This window comes from Pseudoxanthomonas sp. CF125, from assembly GCF_900104085.1.
Taxonomy (GTDB): Bacteria; Pseudomonadota; Gammaproteobacteria; order Xanthomonadales; family Xanthomonadaceae; genus Pseudoxanthomonas_A.
This window is the reverse complement of sequence record NZ_FNLD01000003.1, coordinates 83,823-102,873: the sequence shown is the minus strand read 5'-3', so window position 1 is coordinate 102,873 and position 19,051 is coordinate 83,823. Positions and strand designations below refer to the sequence as shown.

At 61.5% G+C, this 19,051-nt stretch carries 13 protein-coding genes; 9 read left to right on the top strand and 4 right to left on the bottom strand.

Features of this window, described 5'->3' with window-relative positions; translation table 11 throughout:
- The first annotated feature begins 158 nt into the window (after positions 1–158).
- From BLR66_RS13990 to BLR66_RS13970, 5 genes are all read left to right on the top strand, one after another.
- Positions 159–776 carry a TetR/AcrR family transcriptional regulator gene (locus tag BLR66_RS13990; RefSeq protein WP_093288253.1) on the top strand — a complete coding sequence of 206 codons (618 nt, stop codon included), beginning with the start codon at positions 159–161 and terminating at the stop codon, positions 774–776.
- A 73-nt stretch (positions 777–849) separates the two neighbouring features.
- A complete protein-coding gene (locus BLR66_RS13985; protein ID WP_093288249.1) occupies positions 850–1,953 on the top strand; it encodes an efflux RND transporter periplasmic adaptor subunit in 1,104 nt (367 codons plus the stop codon).
- Positions 1,950–5,048 carry an efflux RND transporter permease subunit gene (locus BLR66_RS13980; RefSeq protein ID WP_093288246.1) on the top strand — a complete coding sequence of 1,033 codons (3,099 nt, stop codon included), beginning with the start codon at positions 1,950–1,952 and terminating at the stop codon, positions 5,046–5,048. The genes BLR66_RS13985 and BLR66_RS13980 overlap by 4 nt, the downstream gene beginning before the upstream one ends.
- A gap of 45 nt (positions 5,049–5,093) precedes the next feature.
- Positions 5,094–5,897: an oxidoreductase gene (locus BLR66_RS13975; RefSeq protein ID WP_093289862.1), complete on the top strand. Its 804-nt coding sequence runs from the start codon at positions 5,094–5,096 to the stop codon at positions 5,895–5,897.
- Between the two features lie 77 nt (positions 5,898–5,974).
- Positions 5,975–6,565 carry a TetR/AcrR family transcriptional regulator gene (locus tag BLR66_RS13970; RefSeq protein WP_093288242.1) on the top strand — a complete coding sequence of 197 codons (591 nt, stop codon included), beginning with the start codon at positions 5,975–5,977 and terminating at the stop codon, positions 6,563–6,565.
- Positions 6,566–8,224: 1,659 nt separating this feature from the next.
- On the opposite strand, the gene BLR66_RS13960 is transcribed toward BLR66_RS13970, so the two are convergent.
- Positions 8,225–10,192 carry a glycoside hydrolase family 97 protein gene (locus tag BLR66_RS13960; protein WP_255402615.1) on the bottom strand — a complete coding sequence of 656 codons (1,968 nt, stop codon included), beginning with the start codon at positions 10,190–10,192 and terminating at the stop codon, positions 8,225–8,227.
- Between the two features lie 287 nt (positions 10,193–10,479).
- On the opposite strand from BLR66_RS13960, the gene BLR66_RS18985 reads away from it, so the two are divergent.
- Together BLR66_RS18985 and BLR66_RS13950 are read left to right on the top strand one after the other, a co-directional pair.
- Positions 10,480–10,872 carry a hypothetical protein gene (locus BLR66_RS18985; protein ID WP_143014650.1) on the top strand — a complete coding sequence of 131 codons (393 nt, stop codon included), beginning with the start codon at positions 10,480–10,482 and terminating at the stop codon, positions 10,870–10,872.
- Positions 10,873–10,899: 27 nt separating this feature from the next.
- Positions 10,900–13,278: an exo-alpha-sialidase gene (locus BLR66_RS13950; RefSeq protein WP_143014649.1), complete on the top strand. Its 2,379-nt coding sequence runs from the start codon at positions 10,900–10,902 to the stop codon at positions 13,276–13,278.
- 201 nt (positions 13,279–13,479) lie between these two features.
- Here the strand turns inward: BLR66_RS13950 and BLR66_RS13945 are convergent, their stop codons facing one another.
- The 3 genes from BLR66_RS13945 to BLR66_RS13935 all read right to left on the bottom strand — a co-directional run bounded on the left by BLR66_RS13945 (position 13,480) and on the right by BLR66_RS13935 (position 15,799).
- Positions 13,480–14,331, bottom strand: a complete 852-nt coding sequence (locus tag BLR66_RS13945; RefSeq protein WP_093288224.1) for an alpha/beta fold hydrolase — start codon at positions 14,329–14,331, stop codon at positions 13,480–13,482.
- 73 nt (positions 14,332–14,404) lie between these two features.
- Positions 14,405–14,878: a methyltransferase family protein gene (locus tag BLR66_RS13940; protein ID WP_093288219.1), complete on the bottom strand. Its 474-nt coding sequence runs from the start codon at positions 14,876–14,878 to the stop codon at positions 14,405–14,407.
- A gap of 27 nt (positions 14,879–14,905) precedes the next feature.
- On the bottom strand, positions 14,906–15,799 hold the full coding sequence (locus BLR66_RS13935) for an NAD(P)/FAD-dependent oxidoreductase (RefSeq protein WP_093288215.1): 894 nt from the start codon (positions 15,797–15,799) through the stop codon (positions 14,906–14,908).
- A gap of 138 nt (positions 15,800–15,937) precedes the next feature.
- Here BLR66_RS13935 and BLR66_RS13930 point away from each other — a divergent pair, with 138 nt between their 5' ends.
- Together BLR66_RS13930 and BLR66_RS13925 are read left to right on the top strand one after the other, a co-directional pair.
- Positions 15,938–16,585 carry a TetR/AcrR family transcriptional regulator gene (locus BLR66_RS13930; RefSeq protein WP_093288208.1) on the top strand — a complete coding sequence of 216 codons (648 nt, stop codon included), beginning with the start codon at positions 15,938–15,940 and terminating at the stop codon, positions 16,583–16,585.
- Between the two features lie 311 nt (positions 16,586–16,896).
- On the top strand, positions 16,897–18,642 hold the full coding sequence (locus BLR66_RS13925; protein ID WP_093288203.1) for a putative bifunctional diguanylate cyclase/phosphodiesterase: 1,746 nt from the start codon (positions 16,897–16,899) through the stop codon (positions 18,640–18,642).
- Positions 18,643–19,051 lie beyond the last annotated feature (409 nt).

The window sequence follows — 19,051 nt, the reverse complement described above, 5'->3', positions numbered from 1 at the left end:
GCCTTGGCCTCCAGCCGTAACCAGAAGCGGGCCTTCCGTGCAGTGCGCTGTCTGGCGCCTGTCTTTAACTAGACGCGGCAGACCATTCTTCCGGAAGTGACCAATGTCATAAGGTGTCACGCGTTGATGGTTCAGAGGGGCGAGGGTAAGCTGCTCGCATGAATACACAAGTTGCCCAAGTTACAGCCGGACGTGGCCCGGCAGCTCACGAAATCCGCGATCAGATCGTGGCCGCGGCTACGGAGCATTTCAGCCACTACGGATACGAGAAGACCACCGTCTCCGACCTGGCCAGGGCTATCGGCTTCTCGAAAGCCTACGTTTACAAATTTTTCGAGTCCAAGCAGGCCATTGGCGAGATGATCTGCGGCAACTGCCTGGCGAAGATCGAGGGCGAGATCCAGCAAGCTGTCGAGGGGGCGGACCAGCCCGCGGAGAAGCTGCGGCGAATGTTCAAAGTCTCAGTAGAGGCCAGCCAGCGGCTGTTCTTTCAGGATCGCAAGCTCTACGAGATCGCGGAATCGGCCGCCGCCGGGCGCTGGCAATCGGTGCTGGCCTACGAGGACCGGCTGCGTTCCTTGCTCCAGGAAATTCTCCAGCAGGGCCGGGATTGCGGTGATTTCGAGCGTAAGACCCCATTGGATGAGGCCACCAACGCCGTCTATCTGGTCCTGCGTCCCTATCTGAATCCCCTGATGCTGCAACACAGCCTTGAATACACGGAGCAGGCGCCGGCCCTGCTCTCCAGCCTGGTGCTGCGGAGTCTTTCGCCATAGCCGATAGTGACTATTGACTAATATAGTCACTAGGATCAAAGTACCCGTCCAGGTTTGACCCGACGGGACTCCCATGCTTCAGATTGTTAAGAAATCATTAGCGATCGCTCTCGTTGGCGGTCTGGCAGGCTGTGGCGCCGAGCCACCGGCCGATCCCCGGACGCAAGCGCCCCTGGTGCGCACTGCGGCAGTAGTGGGGAACCACTCCAGCTCGCGTGCGTTCACCGGCACGGTGGCTGCCCGGGTTCAGAGCGATCTTGGCTTCCGGGTCGCGGGCAAGGTGGCGCAGCGGCTGGTGGATGCCGGGCAGACCGTCCGGCGCGGCCAGCTCCTGATGCGCATCGATCCCGCGGATCTGCAGCTTTCCGCTCAAGCGCAACTGCAAGCAGTGGCAGCCGCACGCGCACAGGCCCAGCAGGCGATCGCAGATGAAGCGCGGTACCGCGCCTTGCTCGGTACAGGCGCAATCTCGGCCTCTTCGTATGACCAGAGCAAAGCGGCGGCCGACGCGGCCCGAGCGCAACTGAGCGCTGCGCAAGCCCAGGCCCAGGTTGCGAACAACGCCAACCGTTATGCGGAGCTCATCGCCGACGTGGACGGTGTGGTGATGGAAACACTGGCCGAGCCGGGCCAGGTGGTGAGCGCCGGCCAGCCTGTCGTGCGCTTGGCCCGCACCGGAGAGCGCGAGGCCGTCGTGTACCTGCCCGAGACGCTGCGACCGGCGGTGGGATCGTTGGCCCAGGCGAAGCTGTACGGCGATAGCCAGACCACGGTATCGGCCAAATTGCGGCAGCTGTCCGACGCAGCCGATCCGGTGACGCGTACCTACGAGGCCAGGTATGTGCTTGATGGCGCGCTTGCCGAAGCACCGCTGGGCGCCACCGTCACGGTCGAGATTCCGGATGGCACCCAATCCGCCGCCGCGCTGCAAGTTCCGATCGGCGCCTTGTTCGATCCTGGAAAAGGGCCGGGCGTCTGGGCCCTCGAGGGTAAACCCGCAAAAGCCGTGTGGCGCCCGGTCCGGGTGCTGGGGCTTTCGGACGACGTGGCACAGGTGAAGGGCAACCTCAAAGCCGGCAATCGGGTGGTATCGCTCGGCGCGCACCTTCTTCGGGAAGGGCAGATTGTCACGCCGATCGGTGAGGGCGAAGCGCAGCCCTCCGGAGCTCAGCCATGAGCGAAGGGCGCTTCAATCTTTCGTCGCTCGCAGTGCGTGAGCGCTCTATCACGCTGTTCCTGATCTTCCTGATCTCCGCGGCGGGCATTTTTGCTTTTTTCCAACTTGGCCGGGCAGAAGACCCGCCGTTTACGATCAAGCAGATGACGGTCGTCACGGCGTGGCCGGGAGCGACGGCGCAGGAGATGCAGGACCTGGTCGCCGAACCCTTGGAAAAGCGACTGCAGGAGCTGAGATGGTACGACCGCTCCGAGACCTACACGCGCCCGGGCCTGGCCTTCACGATGGTGTCCTTGCTGGACACCACGCCGCCCGCAGAGGTCCAGGAGGAGTTCTATCAGGTTCGCAAGAAGATGGGGGACGAAGCCAAGAGGCTGCCCGCAGGTGTCATTGGGCCGATCGTCAACGACGAATACGCGGACGTGACGTTTGCGCTCTTTGCCCTCAAAGCAAAGGGGGAGCCGCAACGACTGCTGGTGCGCGATGCGGAAAAGTTGCGCCAGCAACTGCTGCATGTGCCCGGAGTGAAGAAGGTCAACATCATCGGGGAGCAGCCCGAGCGCATCTACGTTTCATTCTCCCATGACCGGCTGGCCACCCTGGGCGTCAGCCCGCAGGACATCTTTGCCGCGCTCAACAGCCAGAACGTACTGACTCCCGCTGGCTCGATCGAGACCAAGGGGCCGCAGGTCTTCCTTCGCGTGGAAGGAGCATTCGACAGCCTGGAGAAGATTCGACAGACGCCGGTCGTCGCGCAAGGGCGGACGCTGAAGCTGTCGGATGTGGCAACCATCGAACGCGGCTATGAAGATCCGGCCAGCTTCCTGGTCCGCAACAACGGCGAGCCTGCCTTGCTGCTGGGGGTCGTCATGCGCGACGACTGGAATGGACTCGACCTGGGCAAGGCCCTGGAAGCAGAAGTCACCAAAATCAACGCGCAGCTGCCCTTGGGCATAACGCTCACCAAAGTCACCGATCAGGCTGTGAACATCAGCTCGGCGGTAAACGAGTTCATGGTCAAGTTCTTCGTCGCGCTGCTCGTGGTGATGGTGGTGTGCTTTATCAGCATGGGGTGGCGGGTCGGCATTGTGGTCGCGGCCGCCGTGCCACTGACCTTGGCGGCCGTGTTCGTCATCATGGCGGCCACCGGCAAGAACTTCGACCGCATCACGCTCGGCTCGCTCATCCTGGCTTTGGGTCTGCTGGTAGACGACGCCATCATCGCCATCGAGATGATGGTGGTGAAGATGGAGGAGGGGTACAGCCGTGTGACCGCGTCGGCCTACGCCTGGAGCCACACGGCCGCGCCCATGCTTTCCGGAACGCTGGTCACGGCGATCGGCTTCATGCCCAATGGATTCGCCCGCTCCACCGCTGGCGAGTACACCGGCAACATGTTCTGGATCGTCGGCATCGCCCTGATCGTTTCCTGGGTCGTGGCCGTGGTATTCACGCCCTATCTGGGAGTGAAGCTGCTGCCGGACATCAAGAAAGTGGAAGGTGGGCACGAAGCCATTTACAACACGCGCAACTACAACCGGTTCCGGGAGTTGCTTGGGCGCGTGATCGCACGCAAATGGCTGGTGGCCGGTGCGGTAGTCGGTATGTTCGCCCTGGCCATCGTCGGCATGGGGCTGGTCAAGAAGCAGTTCTTCCCGACGTCCGACCGACCGGAGGTGCTGGTCGAGGTGCAGATGCCGTATGGCACCTCTATCGAACAAACGAGTGCTGCGACAGCGAAGGTCGAGGCCTGGCTTGCGAAGCAGAAGGAAGCCCGCATTGTCACTGCTTACATCGGCCAGGGTGCCCCGCGCTTCTTCCTGGCGATGTCGCCCGAACTGCCCGACTCGTCGTTCGCCAAGATCGTGGTCCTCGCCGGAGACGACAAGGAGCGGGAAGCCCTCAAGTTCAGGCTTCGACACGCGATAGCCGATGGACTGGCACCGGAGGCGCGGGTGCGCGTCACCCAAATCGTATTTGGACCTCCTTCGCCGTTTCCGGTGGCCTACCGCGTCATGGGGCCGGATCCGGACAAGCTGCGTACGATTGCGGCTGAAGTCGGCAGCGTCATGAACGCCAGCCCGATGATGCGTACCGTCAATACGGATTGGGGCGCGCGCGTTCCAACTCTGCGCTTCACGCTGGATCAGGACCGCCTCAATGCCGTGGGGCTGACCTCCAGTTCGGTGGCCCTGCAGTTGCAGTTCCTGCTGAGCGGGGCGCCGCTGACGGAGGTGCGCGAGGACATCCGCTCGGTACAAGTGGTCGGCCGCGCGGCGGGCGACACGCGTCTCGACCCGGCAAAGATCGCGGACTTTACGCTGGTGGGATCTGCCGGGCAGCGCATCCCGCTTTCACAAGTGGGTGCGGTGGAGGTGCGCATGGAAGATCCCATCCTGCGGCGCCGCGACCGTACGCCCACCATCACCGTGCGCGGCGACATTGCGGAAGGTTTGCAGCCGCCGGATGTCTCCACCGCCGTCATGAAGCAGTTGCAGCCGATCATCGAGCGGCTGCCTTCAGGATACCGTATCGAGCAGGCCGGCTCGATCGAGGAATCTGGCAAAGCCACCACGGCGATGCTGCCCTTGTTCCCGATCATGATCGCGCTCACGCTGCTCATCATCATCCTGCAAGTGCGCTCGATCGCAGCGATGATCATGGTCTTCGCCACCAGCCCCCTTGGGCTCATCGGTGTCGTACCGACGTTGCTGGTCTTCCAGCAGCCGTTTGGCATCAATGCGCTGGTCGGACTGATTGCGTTGTCCGGAATCCTGATGCGCAACACCTTGATCCTGATCGGGCAGATCCATCACAACGAACAGGAAGGACTAGGCCCCTTCGACGCCGTCGTGGAGGCCACCGTGCAGCGTGCGCGACCGGTGATTCTGACCGCGTTGGCCGCGATCCTGGCATTCATCCCGCTGACCCATTCGGTGTTCTGGGGAACGCTTGCCTACACGTTGATCGGCGGCACGCTCGCAGGAACCATCCTGACATTGGTCTTCCTGCCGGCCATGTACTCGATCTGGTTCAAGATCAAGCCCGCCAAACTTGCCGGCGACCCGGATCCGCGGCTGGCCGCTTCGCACTAAGCAGCAGCCTCGGGATTTGCAATGAACTTGATTAGGGAAGAAAACATGGAAAAGAAAGTCGTTCTGGTGACCGGCGTTTCATCAGGTATTGGACGTGCCAGCGCTCAGGCCCTTGCCGGCAAGGGTTGTACGGTCTTCGGCAGCATGCGTCAGCTCGAGCATGCGGAGCCGGTCAAGGGGGTAAAGCTTGTGCAGCTGGATGTCCGTGAACAGGCAAGCATTGACGATGCCGTTGCAAGGGTCGTCGCGGAGGCAGGACGAATCGATGTGCTGGTGAACAACGCCGGCCAAAACCTGATCGGGTCGGTGGAAGAAACCGCGATCCCGGAGATCGAGTCGTTGTTCGACACCAATGTGTTCGGCATGGTGAGAACGATACGCGCCGTCCTCCCTTACATGCGCGCGCGACGTTCCGGCCGGATCATCAACGTCAGCTCCGTGTTGGGATTCCTTCCTGCCCCCTACATGGGAGCCTATTCGGCCAGCAAGCATGCGGTAGAAGGGCTGTCGGAGAGCCTGGATCATGAACTTCGCCAGTTTGGCGTACGCGTAACGCTGGTGCAGCCCTCCTTTACCAACACCAGTTTCAAGATGAACACACAGCTGGCTCGTAATACGGTGCCCGACTACGACCGGGAGAGGAATCTTGCGCTTGGGGCTATCGAGCGTGCATCCAGCAATGCGCCGGACGCGGCGCTCGTGGCCGATACGATCGTCGAGGCCGTGCTCGGGAAATGGAAGATGCGGCGGGCCCCGGCGGGTCAGGCCTCTTTACTGGCGAAGCTGCGGCGCTACATGCCATCGGGTCCTATCGACGCAAGTCTGCGAAAAACCTTTGGGCTCGCTTGACCAACGGAAGCGGGTATGAGATCCGGTGATGCAAAGGCTTCTCTTGTGTGTCTGGCTCAGTCCAAGGCGAAGCCGGCATGAGCGCATCTTCAAGGCGATGGGAGCGCGTGCGGGCCCACACACGGGCGTGCATTCTGGAAGCTGCGGCCCAGGCTTTCGAAGAGTCGGGCAATGCCGATACTTGCATGCACCGGGTCGCGGAGATAGCAGGGTTCACCAAAGCTACCGTTTACGCCCACTACCGGGACAAAACCTGGCTGTTCACGGCGGTGATGGAGATGCATGTCTCGAACTTCCCGGTGCCGACTGTTCCTGACAGCCCCCTGCCAAGCCTGAAAGAAGAGCTGGCGTACGTTGCGCTGGAGATCCAGAAGCTGGCTGACGTACGCGCGTGCCGACGCTTCTGTACCACGCTTCAGCGCTCGGCTAGCGGGGTGGAGTTCCACATCGAGCGATGGAACGCCTACCTGGCACCCTATAGGCAGTATGTTGTCGCTACCCTGACCCGGGAGGGCGTGGAGTTGGCCGAACATCATGCCGACCTCTATATACAACTCATGCTGCAGGCAAACTCCCTGCATACCGCGCGGGCACCTGAGCCAAACACGGAAGCAACTTTGACGCTCTTTCATCAGGCGTTCTCCAGAACGACTGCGCGATCCCGGTAGGTCCAGACTACCCGGTGACCTTTGCACAGTCCGCCTGTAGGAGCGGCAGCTTCCGACCCAAAGCGGACATCCGCTGGAGCCCGAGCACTTGCTTTCTGCTTGGTCTGGTTTACGTCGGCTTGTTAGCCGGGCCCGGCCGCCCTAAGATCGAGCTGTATCAAAACGGGCGCGCACCTATCGTGCGTTGTGGTTAGCTCGGATAAACGGGCCGAGGGATCCGGCTATTAGGTGGTTACGCTGCACAAGCAGAAAATCGCGAACCAAACAATTGCTAAGAACTCATGACAATCGAAATTCCGCGACACACGTCTCCCGACTGTAGCTTCGAATCTCTATGGCTTGAGTGCCCGAACTTAATCGCCCGTGGCACAAGTCGAGACGTATACGAAATCCCAGGGCATCCCGACAAAGTTCTCAAAGTCTCGAATCGCCAATCCAACTTTTCAAATTGGATGGAAATCTTGGTTTACAGTCAGTTTAAGGATGGCGATGACTTAGCCGAAATATTCTCTTGGAGTTGGTCCGGAAGGTTCATCGTTATGGAGCGTCTCACTCCATTGTCATCGGGCGATATCAGTTTGCATAAGTTCCCTTACTACCTGACAGATAGGAAGCCTCAGAACTATGGAAAGGACGCATTGGGAAGGATAAAGGAGCTCGACTACGCAGCGCTGGCCATCGCCACACAACGAAACGATTTTTTGTAGGTCGCGCGTGGGGCGGCCTAACAACTCATTTTACTCGAAGCCGCTTCACGGCGCGGCTTAGCGCAAGCGTTAGCCCTTCATGGCCATCTGTGCGTACTGCCGAAAGGACAGGCCTGCAACCCGGGAACACGTCATACCCGCCTTCATATACGACTTTCAAAAGAAGACCGCAGAATCGGTGGTCGGCTGGAACGAAGTGGCTAACCGAATGGTGGTGGGCGAGGCAAAAATCAGAGACGTCTGTGGCTACTGCAACAATGGCCCCCTCAGCCAACTTGACTCTTATGGCAAGGAGTTGCTGACCTATTCCGGGCTCTTAGTCAGAAACTACACAAAGAAGACTCTAACTCTCACCTACAACTATTCGTTGCTACTTCGCTGGCTCCTCAAGGTTTCCTTCAATTCTGCCCGCACAGATGGTGTGCACGCTCCAATCTTTGAGGGCCACATTCCTTTTATTCTAGGCTGCGCCCCGGCTCCGCCTCGATATCGGGTGGCATGCCTCTTGTCGCTAGCTGCGCCAGAACTCCTGAAGAATCACTTGTCGCCTCCTCCGGCTATGGTCAGCTTGGCGGAGGGTTCCGGGATCACGAATCCGTTTCTTGTTCGCATTAGCTACGGTCGTCCCAGCAAGAGGTTTGTTCACCGAGTTATTGTCTTTGGACCGGCGATATTTCAGTTGATCATGTTCGAACCAGAGGTGCTTCCCGGCCATGCAGCTTCTGATATTAGATCGCTGCTTAAGCTCAAGACTTTAGGGGTAGAGTTGAGTGAAAAGAGACCGGCCGTTTGTGTGTCTGCAGGGCAACAAACTTGGCTAGATATTTATGGTCCACAGATAGCTCGCGCTGGTGCGAGCCAAGGCCATCTGCGTTAGTAGTTCAGATGGTCGATGTCCGCGACTGGCCGGTAGCGGTCGTCAGCCCTCATGGCCGCGTCCAGATATCATTTCCTATTTCGGCACGGGCAACAGCACGACCACCGACCCTCCTGAAGCCGCGAGCGACAGTTTGATCCTGCTTTTCGCCGTCACTTGCTTCTCGCTGGAGCGCAGATGATTGATGTCTTCGCCGTCCTCCAGAATCGAGGCGCGATAGGTCACGCCGTTCTCCGTGAATGTCAGTGGCACGTCAAGGACGCGCGCCGTCTCGTTGGTCATGGCGCCGATGTACCAGTCGCGCCCTTTTCTGTGGGCGGTGACGATGTACTGGCCGATGTCGCCCTCAAGGACCCGTGTCTCGTCCCAGGTGGTCGGCACCTGACCGATGAAGCGGGCGCCATCGGCCCAGCTGCCGTCCGCGTTCTTGTACGCGTCCGGACTATCGGCAACCATCATCAACGGCGAGTCGTAGACCACGTACATGGCCACGGCCTGGCCGCGCGTGGTCTGCACGAACGGCTGGGTGGAACGCTTCTGAACGGCGAATTGTTCCGGCGTCAATGATCGAAAGCCGCCGGGCGTGTAGTCGATCGGCCCCAAAATCATTCGCGTGAACGGCAAGGTGACATTGTGGGTCGCGGTGACTCTCGTGCTCCACTTGTTGTACTCGGCGCCTAGCACGCCCTCCTGGGTCATGTAGTTCGGATAGGTGCGCGTCAGGCCGTCGGGCGGATAGGCGCCGTGCAGATTGACCATCAGCCGATGCGCCGCCGTCTTGCTCAGAAGCTTGTGGTAGAAGCCGACCATATCCTGGTCGTTGCGGTCCATGAAGTCGATCTTGATGCCCTTGACGCCCCACGACTCGTACAGGGCCAGCGCCTGGTCCATCTGCCGGTCCAGTTGCTTCCATTGCAGCCAGACCCAGACGCCAACGCCTTTTTCTCGCGCGTAGGCAATGATGGCCGGCATGTCCATCTGCGCGATAGGCTCGGTGACGTTGCCCGGCGATGGGGTCTCGGAGCTGCCTTCATACCAGCCCTCATCGATCAAGATGTATTCCAGGCCCATCGAAGCGGCGTGGTCGATATACGCCTTGTACGTAGCCGTGTTCACGCCCGCATCGGGAATGTTGACGGCCCAGCCGTTCCACCAGTCCCAAGCGGCTTTGCCCGGCTTGATCCAGCTGGTGTCTGCGAGCGCCGATGGGCTGCCCAGCGCCGCAATCAGGTTGGAAGCGGTAAGCCCGCCTGGCGTGTCGGCCATCATCACCACACGCCATGGGCTGACCAGCGGCTTTTCGGCCAGCGATACATGAACTGCCGGCTTGAGATATCCAGCGTTCGGGTCGACCTCGGCACGCGGCGACAGCGCCAGCTGCAGCCCCAGCCCGCCGTCGCCGCGGCCGCTGAAGTAAGCGCCTGCGTAATCGCGTTTGTCGGCTTCGGCAATGGCGAATGTGGTCTGCCCCGTCCCCGTCTTGCAAACCAACGGCGCATCGAAGAGATGGGATGCGCGGATGGCGGAAGCCTGGATCGGATCGAATTCGCCCTCGTGCGAATTCTCGTAGCGCCCGGGGTTGAAGCCCCAGCAACGGTAGTCGGCCGGGAAAAAGAAGCCCGTCGACTCCGAGATGATATTCAGATCCTTGACGTCCTTATGCTGTGGCAGGACGTAGCGAAAGGCGACTCCTTCGTCGTAGGCCCTGGCGACCAGGCGCAGATTCGTGGAGGTACCCTTGCCGGAAAACGTCAATTCAAGCTGGTTGTAACGATCGGGAACGCTCGACGCTTTGCCCACGACAGGACGATAGACATCGTCCACGGTCTTGCGTTCTGCCCCTTTTGCCTGCATCGAGTTGCCGTCGATGCTTCCCTCGCTGGTGACAAGCCCCAGTGGCGATGGCGAAATGATCACGACGCCATCCCGACTGACCGCATAAGAAAGCGTGCCTTCGTGCGCGATGACTTCCAGCCGTATACGTTGATCGGGCGACTCGACGGTGTACGGCGATTGCGCCCAGGACGATAGCGGCGCGGTCATAAGAATTGCCGAGGTGATACTGATCAATAGGGGACGCATGACTGGAAGTGCCTCTCTGGATGACCGTGAAGCGAACTGTGTTTCAAACTGTTCTCAGTGCGGCCGTTACTCATCATGACGGCTTCCGATAAAAGCAGTAGGACCGCGTTACGACGAGCGTTCGTGTCGACTTGAGAGTCGCAATGCCCGGAACGAGCTTCACCTGACGGGTCATATACGACAAATGAAATAATGAACACCTGCTATTCCGTAAGCGAATAGGGTTGCTGTGGGCGCACTGGTAGCGCATGGACGAGGTGCTGGACACGGAGGCATCCGCGGCGTCAAGGTCTTCATGGAGCGCGACGACCAGGAAATGGTCGAGTTCCACGAGCGCATCGCGGCGGCCACCGCCAAACGCAGGACTGCTGCTGAATCTGCATGGCGCCTACATGCCTGCCTGCAACGCATCGTTGGACTTCCTGTCAGAGGGCCGCTACCGCGCGATGGTCTGGGAAGACGGCGATGCGCCAAATGAAGTCCTGCGTAGCGAACGTATCGTGACCGCGCTCAATGATCCTGTTTTGCGCATGTCGTCAGCGGGCGGGCTGCCGTTATTCTGGAGCCGGCCGATCAACGAACACCAGGCTCCGCGCTCCGGTCGCCACGGTCATTGCCGCGGCGCCATCCCGGAACCATGATTGATTCTCTCGCAATTGGAACAAGCGATGACACAGCGATATCTGCGGGGCATGGTGGCCCTGTCCGTTCTGCTTTGCATGGTGTCCGGCCTGCCGGCCTGCGGAGGCAAACCAGCCGCCGCAACCGTAACCGCAACTGCAGCCGCTGCTGCGCAACCCGCCACTTCGCCACCCCGGATAATGGCGGGGCCACTTCCTGCGCGGTTGGTCCCGACCGGCTACCGCTGGGGCAACGTCGCGATGGGGGGTGGCGGCTACGTGTCGGCGGTAATCCCGAGCAAGACGGAGCGGAACCTGGTCTACGCCCGTACCGATGTGGGCGGCGCCTACCGATGGGACCACGCCACGGGCCGATGGATCCCCCTGCATGACTTTCTGTCGGAAGAGGACGTAGGCCTGATGGGAATCGAGTCGATTGCCCTCGATCCCAAGAACCCGGCCGTGGTCTACATGCTGGCCGGCACCTCGTACTTCAGCGGCGGCAAGACCGCGGTGATGCGCTCCAGCGACTACGGCGCCAACTTCTCGCGCGTGACCGACGTGACCGCGCAGTTCCGCGTCCACGGCAACGGCATGGGCCGCGGTAACGGCGAGAAGATGCAGGTCGACCCGGGCGACAGCAACGTGCTGTATGTGGGCTCGCGCAACAACGGGCTGTTCAAGAGCACCGATGCCGGCGTGAGTTTCGCGCGCATGGGCTCGCTGCCGGTTACCACCACACCCAACGAGGCCGGCATCAGCTTCGTGCTGCCGGACCCGTCCAGCGTCGCCGGCGGCGTGGCGCAGCGCATCTTCGTGGGCGTGTCGCGCTACGGCTCGGTGGGTACCAACCTCTATCGCAGCGACGACGCCGGCAGTACCTTCACTCCCGTGGCCAGCGCGCCAGCGAACTACATGCCGCAGCGCGCGGCGCTGGCTGGCGACGGCAACCTGTACCTCACTTATGGCAACGGAGCCGGCCCGCACGGCAACGGGAGCCAGCCCGAGCCCATGGATGCCGGCCAGGTGTGGCGATACAACATTGCCAGTGGCGGCTGGACCAATGTGACGCCCACCGGCATCAACGGCGCGTTCTCCGGAGTGTCGGTCGATCCGAACAATCCGCAGCGCGTGCTCGTTTCGACCATCAACACCTGGATGCAGCAAGGCAACAACTGGGGCGACCAGTTTCTGCTCACCACCAACGGCGGCGGCAGCTGGACCAACGTGGTGGCGCGCGGCTTCGTGCTCGACACCGACGGCGTGACCTGGATCGGCGGGAACAGCATCCATTGGGCGAGCAGCATCGAATTCGATCCGTTCGACACCCGGTCGGCGTGGGTGACCTCGGGCAACGGCATCTTCCGCAGCGCCAACATCGAAGCCAACCCGGCTACCTGGACGTTTGCGGTCAGGGGACTGGAAGAGACCGTGCCCCTCGGGCTGGTCAGCGTGCCCGGCGGGCCACTGCTATCGGTGATCGGCGACTACGACGGTTTCCGCCATACCAACATCGACGCCTATGCGCCGATCCACACACCGCGCATGGGCACCACCCAAGGGCTGGCGGTGGCTGCCGCCAACACGCCGGTCGTGGTGCGCGCGGGCATCAAGCAGGTGTTCCGCTCGACCGACACCGGCGCCACCTGGACCGCGGTGGCGACGATGCTTCCGAGCGACAGCAGCAACACCAGGGACAGCGTAGTCGCCCTTTCGGCGAACGGCAGCACGCTGCTGCACGGGATCCGGATCGGCGACACCACGACTACCTACCGTTCGACCAACTTCGCCAGCGCGAGTCCGACCTGGACCGCGGTGACTGGCCTGGGTACGAACGCCCTGCGCCCGGCGGCCGATCCGATCAATGCGAACAAGTTCTATGCCTACGACAACAGCAACGGCGCGGTGCTCGTCAGTACCAACGGCGGTGCCAGCTTCGGCGTGGCGGCCACGCTCGCGACCGGTGGCTCCAACTTGATACGCGCGGCTCCCGGCCGCGAAGGTGATGTGTGGGTGGCGCTGCGTTCGGGCGGGCTGAGCCGTTCGACCAACTCTGGCGCATCCTTCGGCAAGCTGCCCAATGTGACCGACTGCAGCGCGGTGGGCTTCGGCAGGCCGATGAGCGGGGCAAGCTACCCGACCGTGTTCATTTGGGGAGCGGTTGCTGGCGGCAAGCGCGGTCTGTATCGATCGACCGATCAGGGCGCGAACTGGATCCGCATCAACGACGACGCCCATCAGTTCGGCGGCCCGGGCAACGCGCAGTTCGTGGTCGGCGACATGAACACCGAAGGTGTGGTCTACATGAGCACCGTCGGGCGCGGCATCGTCTACGGAGCACCGGTGGCGCCGCAAGCGGGCGGACAGAGCCTGACCAAAAACGTGCGGTTGCGCAGCGAGTCGCTCAAAGTCGAGCGCGCCAGGTGAACGAGGAGATGCCCGGTATGAGCACGCGAACCGACCCGCCATCCACCAGGTCCCAGAACGGCGCTGCGCATAGTTTTTCGAATGGCTGCTATGGCCGATAGCGGTCGCTATAAGAAGCACCGCATCCACTAATGTCCGCTTCCGACCCAGAGCGGACATTTCCACTTGCACCAGTTCGCGCAACGAACTATGTGATTGTCGTTAGTAGGGCCGCGATGCCCATGCCGCAATCCGTTCCGCGATCGCCTCGGGGGCCTCGATATGCAGGAAGTGACCGACGTCAGGGACGACTTCCAGCGCGTGTGGGCCGGCGAACCGATGTCTGTCGTTGACCTGTTGGGGGAAGATGCAGCCATCGTCGGAACCGTGGAGCTGCAGCAGGGGCGTTGAGATCGGCTGAGATAGGCGGCGCATCGTCCCAAGCATGGCGGGTCGTAGCAGCCCCCGGTAGTAGCGCAAGGGCGCAGGCATGCTCGCCCGCAGGGTCTCGTGCAGCTCCGCCTGGAGGGTTGGATCGAGCCAGAGGCTGGGCGACCACTGACGCCATAGGTGGTCGATGAGGGCGAGATCTCGGGCGCTGACGATCCAGCCGCTACCCGGCAGTTGGAAGAGTCCCATGTACCAGCTCCGGCGTAGCTGCGCGAGGCGCGGCTGGCTCAGAAACGTCAGTGGGTGGGGGAATGCTAGCGTGACTGCGCGTTTGATCCGCTCCGGCGCGGTGACGCAGACATCGTATGTGACCGCGCCGCCCCAATCGTGGCCAATTAACTCTACGGCTCGCCCGGGAGACCAGCGGTCGATCAGCGCGAGCACGTCGCCGGTGAGGGCTGCCATGTCGAACGGCCCCGCGGTCGGGGACGGCGCGTAACCGCGAAGCCAAGGGGCGACGACGTGACGTCCGCGGCGCCCAAGCTCGGCGAGGAAAGGTTTCGCGGTGGGCGGATGGTCCGGGAAGCCGTGCAAGACGAGCGTCGGTTGCCCATTGGGATCGCCACCCTGTAGCGCATGAAAGGTGCCGTGTGGCAGGTCGAAGGTGAGGTGTTCGAACTTCATGTGTGTCGTGGCTTTTTCAGGAGCGGTCGGATAAGAGATGCTGATGCTGGCTTCGGTGTCTCCGGATTTATGGTCAGAGCCAGCGGCGAACCTCGGTCTTGTAGCGGCGGTAGTCGTCGCCGAACTTCGCTTCGAGATAGCGCTCCTCGCGGGTGATCACCTGCGTCTGGATCGCGATGAGCACCAACGGGAGCAAGGCGAAGGCGATCGGCCCGTCGAAGCCGATCGCAAGGCCGGCATAAACAAGGGCCATGCCGAGGTACATGGGATTGCGGGTCCACCGATAGGGGCCGGCCGTTGCGATGAGGGTCGTTGGCCGCGACGGCGGAACGTTGGTGCCCAGCCGCCGGAATAGCCCCGCCGCCGCGAGTAGCATCGCCGCGCCGGCGACGAACAGCAGCGCGCCCGTCGCGACCAGGAACCGCCAGTCGATGCCGAAAGAGCGCAAGGTGACGAAGCGCTCCACCGCCAGCCCCAACAGCAGCGCTCCCAGATAGATGAAGGGCGGGGGGAAACGCACACCCGCACTGTCCGGTTCCACGGCCATGCTCATTCTCCAATTTCTGTTCTACTCTCAAACCAGCATCGACTGCTGCGCGAAGATACCCGCCATCGCGCCTTGCCATGATGCCGTGGTGACCGAGGGCATGAGGAGGTTGGCAAGATCGCCGGCGGCGTAGATGCCGGGCATGCTGGTTTCGCGGCGCTCGTCGACCTTGAGGGCGATGCCGAGGGGCGTATCGACCGTGGCGAGACCCAGTGATTCATGCAGGCTTGCGGACGGCTTGTTGCGCGGATGCGCGAACAGGATGTCGACCGCGACATTGGGGCCGGCATCGAGCTTGACGGTGGCGTTATGGCTTTCGTAATGGTCGATTTCGGTGATACGGCCATCGACGACAGGTATATTGCGGCGCGCCAGATCGGCCCGGATATCGGGTGGAATGTCGTGACCGTTGGCGAAGACCGTTAACGTGTCGGTCCAGTCCTGGTACAGCCTGACATAGTTGTGCGACAGCGGGCCGGACCAGATGAGGCCCCAATGCCGGCCGGCGACTTCAAAGCCGTCGCAGTAGGGGCAGGGCACGATGGTCGAACCCCAGCCTTCGGCAAAGCCCGGAACATCAGGCATCTGGTCGACGACGCCATAGCTCAGGATCAGGCGGCGCGCCCTGAGGCTTTCACCATCGCTAGTGAGGACGGAGAAATCGTCGATGGCGCCGGAGACGCTCTCGGCCCGGGCGTTGACCAGCCTGATCGTGGGATAGCGCGCCAGCTGCTGCCGCGCCTCGGCCAGAATATCCAGCGGTGGCTTGTGATCGTGGCCGAGCAGGCCATGCGAGTGGTCGGCGAAGCGGTTGCGCGGCAGGCCGGTATCGAGAACGGTAACCTTGCGGCAGGCACGGCCTAGCTGCAGGGCGGCGGCGAGGCCGGCAAAGCTGCCGCCGATGATGATGACGTCATCCATAGTGATGGGCTCCGTGTTGTGGATGGAAGGGGTTGGGCCGGGCTTGGGGCGAAATATCGTCCAGTTGGCTTGCGCATTTCGGGTACTTGATGGTATCGTAATTAAATAATTAGGATACTGTCAAGGACTACAATTCTCGTGACCGAAAAAAGCCAGGGCCGGCGTGGCCGGCCCGCCAACGAGGCGCTTGGCCAAACGATAGTCGACGCAGCGTGCGAACTCTTTATGGAATTGGGTTTTCAAGCGACGACATTGGACAAGGTCGCCCAGCGGGCGAAGATATCCAAGCTCAGCATCTATCGGCACTTCGAGAACAAGGAGGCGCTGTTCAGCGCGGCCATTACGGCCCGGTGCCGTCAGTTTGCACCACAGGTCCTTTTTGAAGGCATCGACGGTTCGGCCGAAGATCAGCTCATGGCGGTGGGATCATCCCTGCTTCGCACGCTGTTGAGCCAGGACGTGCGCAGTGTCGAAGCCATGGTCATGGCCGACAAGACGAATCAAAAGTCGCTAAGCAAGCTCCATTACGAAGCCGGCCCCGCCCATGTCATCGCCGAAATCGAGGCCTTCTTGCGTCAGTTGCACGCGAAGGCGGTTCTGAACGTGCCCGATCCTCTCCGGTCCGCCCGCTTGTTTGCCGCGCTTTTCAAAGGATCCGATCTGCTGATGATCGCACGCTTCGATGAGGCAAGAGCAGAGGACGACGACGAAATCGAATCCTATTGCCGGTCGGCCGTCGCCATGTTCATCGCCGCGCACGGTGGCAACGACCACGCGGGCGGATAGCCGCGTCGCTATTCTGATCGCCGCTGACAGATTCGCTGTTGGTGGTTCGCCGAAGTCCGCTTCCTACCCAAAGCGGTCATTCGCGCACAGCGAAATCGGAATCCGGAAACTCACGGTTACCAGCTTTGTGGCTTGATATGGACCAGGTTGGAAGTTCGGAACTGCGCGTCACGGCTCCCTCACGGGACGGATGCCTGGATGAGATGGCGCAAAACCTGCGATCCGACCGTTCCCCCTGAAATGCACAGATAGGCGTATACAGGTTGCAGACAGTGCTCGGCACCGCGCAGAGCAGCCCCTGAGGGGGGCCAATGCACATTGCAACATTCCACGGCGAAGCTGCCCATGCAGTCAGCGAAGCGAGATATCGGGCGATAGTACAGTCGGCCCTCGATGCGATCATCGTTATCGATGGTCTTGGGCATATCAGGGAATTCAACCCGGCCGCCGAGCATATGTTCCACTGGGCGCGTGAGCAGGTCGTCGGACTGGATATCGCAGACGTTGTAATTCCGCCCGATCTACGGGAAGGTCATCGCCAAGGATTGATGCGGCACATAACGACCGGGGTAGCCACCTTGCTGGACCGGAGACTGGAGCTCGTCGCCATCCGCGCGGGTGGCGAGAGATTTCCGATCGAACTGACCGTGACGCGAAGCGATATCGAAGCAAGCCCATGCTTCACCGCCTTCATCCGGGATCTGAGCGAGCAGTATCGGTTGAAGGCAGCGGTGGCCGATCATGCCAGGCGCGATATCGTGACGGGATTGGATCGTTATGTCGTGCTTGAGCCGCGCCTGATCGGGATGCTGGCAGACGACACTACGTTCGTCGCCGTGATGCTGATCGATCTGGATCGTTTCTTCGGAATCAATGAATCCATCGGGCATGCGCTTGGAGACGAGGTGCTGAGGACCGTCGGCGTTCGGCTTCAGGCCCTTTCCAGCGAGCAGGTCGCTGTTTGCCATTTTGCGAGCGACGAATTCGTCGTTGTCCAGCAGGGCGGCGACGCGACTTCGGCCATGCTGCTCGCCGAGAGCATTCGGACCCTGCTGTCCATACCGTTCGGAACCGACGACTACCGGGTGCTGCTGACCGCCACGATCGGTATGAGTTGCGCGCCCGCGCACGGGAACATAGCGCTGGATCTGCTGCGCCGTGCTCAGGCGGCCGCGGAGAGAGGCAAGGGCCTGGGTCGGGACTGCGTCTGTCCTTTCCTTACCGCGGACATGCACGACATTGAAGAACGCCTCACCAAGGGCGGCCTGCTGCGGGGTGCGGTGCAGGCAGGGGAACTGGCGCTCCACTTCCAACCGAAGTTCGCGACTTCCGATCTGCGGCTCACGGGTTTCGAAGCGCTGCTGCGATGGCACAGCGCATCGCTCGGTGAGGTTTCGCCTGCGCGCTTCATTCCTATCGCCGAAGCGTTGGGGTTGATGTCCGAAATCGGAAACTGGGTGGTGCGCGAGGCCTGTCGTCAGGCGCGCGTTTGGCTGGATGCCGGTCATAGCGGCTTCACCATCGCGGTGAACGTATCGCCGCAACAGTTGCGGCGACCGGGACTGGCCCGTGCGGTGGGCGATGCATTGCGCGAGTTCGGGGTGCCGGGGGAAATGATAGAAATAGAACTCACGGAAAGTTCGGTAATGGAGAGCCTGACGCGGGTCCAAGAGGAGCTCGCCATGCTCAGGTCATTGGGCACCACGTTGACGCTGGATGACTTCGGCACGGGCTATTCGAGCCTTGCTTATCTCAAACAACTGGATCTGGATAAATTGAAGATCGATCAGACTTTCGTCCACGGACTGCCGCAAAGCGTGCTCGACGCGTCGATATCGCGTGCCATTGTCGGGATCGGACACGAACTTGGATTGCGGGTGATAGCCGAAGGAGTGGAGACGACTGCCCAGGCCGAGTTTCTCAATACCGTAGGGTGCGATGAACTACAAGGTTATTTGCTGGGCGAGCCGGCCTCGGCCGGCTTGGTCGAGATGCATTTCGATGCCATCGATCCCGAGCGGCTGGCTCGGCTGCTCCGCGCTGCCGCGCCCGCATAGCTTCCGCGGCTTCGTTGCGCACTTCGGATCTGAGGAATCTAGCTTTTCGGTGTCCATCTTCTCGAACATCGCCCGGGAGCCGACGCTGTGTTAATCGGCGGAAAGCTTGCCGTCGCCGTTGCTGTCGATCACTTTGATCTTCTCCACGGACGACATTTCGCTCTCCATCTTCTTCTTGCCCATCGCCGCATCCACTACTGTCCGCTTCCGACCCGAAGCGGACATTGCGCGCAGTGCAGTAGTGATGCCGGGAAAGACTATGTCGGCCGCCTAGACGCATTGGAGGGGCGCTTTCCTTGCTGAGGAATTGGAGGAGTCGAAGAGGTCTCTGAAGATCAATCGGTGCAAAACGGCTCGCCTGTTAAGGTCTGCTGTTCACCTTGGGCGGGGATCGGTGATTGCGGACAAG

What these genes read in the sequence shown, in the direction of transcription:
- BLR66_RS13970 (WP_093288242.1), top strand. Translation starts at nt 5,975, where the DNA reads ATGAGCGCATCTTCAAGGCGATGGGAGCGCGTGCGGGCCCACACACGG.
- BLR66_RS18985 (WP_143014650.1), top strand. Translation starts at nt 10,480, where the DNA reads ATGGACGAGGTGCTGGACACGGAGGCATCCGCGGCGTCAAGGTCTTCA.
- BLR66_RS13990 (WP_093288253.1), top strand. Translation starts at nt 159, where the DNA reads ATGAATACACAAGTTGCCCAAGTTACAGCCGGACGTGGCCCGGCAGCT.
- BLR66_RS13925 (WP_093288203.1), top strand. Translation starts at nt 16,897, where the DNA reads ATGCACATTGCAACATTCCACGGCGAAGCTGCCCATGCAGTCAGCGAA.
- BLR66_RS13935 (WP_093288215.1), bottom strand. Translation starts at nt 15,799, where the DNA reads ATGGATGACGTCATCATCATCGGCGGCAGCTTTGCCGGCCTCGCCGCC.
- BLR66_RS13980 (WP_093288246.1), top strand. Translation starts at nt 1,950, where the DNA reads ATGAGCGAAGGGCGCTTCAATCTTTCGTCGCTCGCAGTGCGTGAGCGC.
- BLR66_RS13950 (WP_143014649.1), top strand. Translation starts at nt 10,900, where the DNA reads ATGACACAGCGATATCTGCGGGGCATGGTGGCCCTGTCCGTTCTGCTT.
- BLR66_RS13975 (WP_093289862.1), top strand. Translation starts at nt 5,094, where the DNA reads ATGGAAAAGAAAGTCGTTCTGGTGACCGGCGTTTCATCAGGTATTGGA.
- BLR66_RS13985 (WP_093288249.1), top strand. Translation starts at nt 850, where the DNA reads ATGCTTCAGATTGTTAAGAAATCATTAGCGATCGCTCTCGTTGGCGGT.
- BLR66_RS13940 (WP_093288219.1), bottom strand. Translation starts at nt 14,878, where the DNA reads ATGGCCGTGGAACCGGACAGTGCGGGTGTGCGTTTCCCCCCGCCCTTC.
- BLR66_RS13945 (WP_093288224.1), bottom strand. Translation starts at nt 14,331, where the DNA reads ATGAAGTTCGAACACCTCACCTTCGACCTGCCACACGGCACCTTTCAT.
- BLR66_RS13960 (WP_255402615.1), bottom strand. Translation starts at nt 10,192, where the DNA reads ATGACCGCGCCGCTATCGTCCTGGGCGCAATCGCCGTACACCGTCGAG.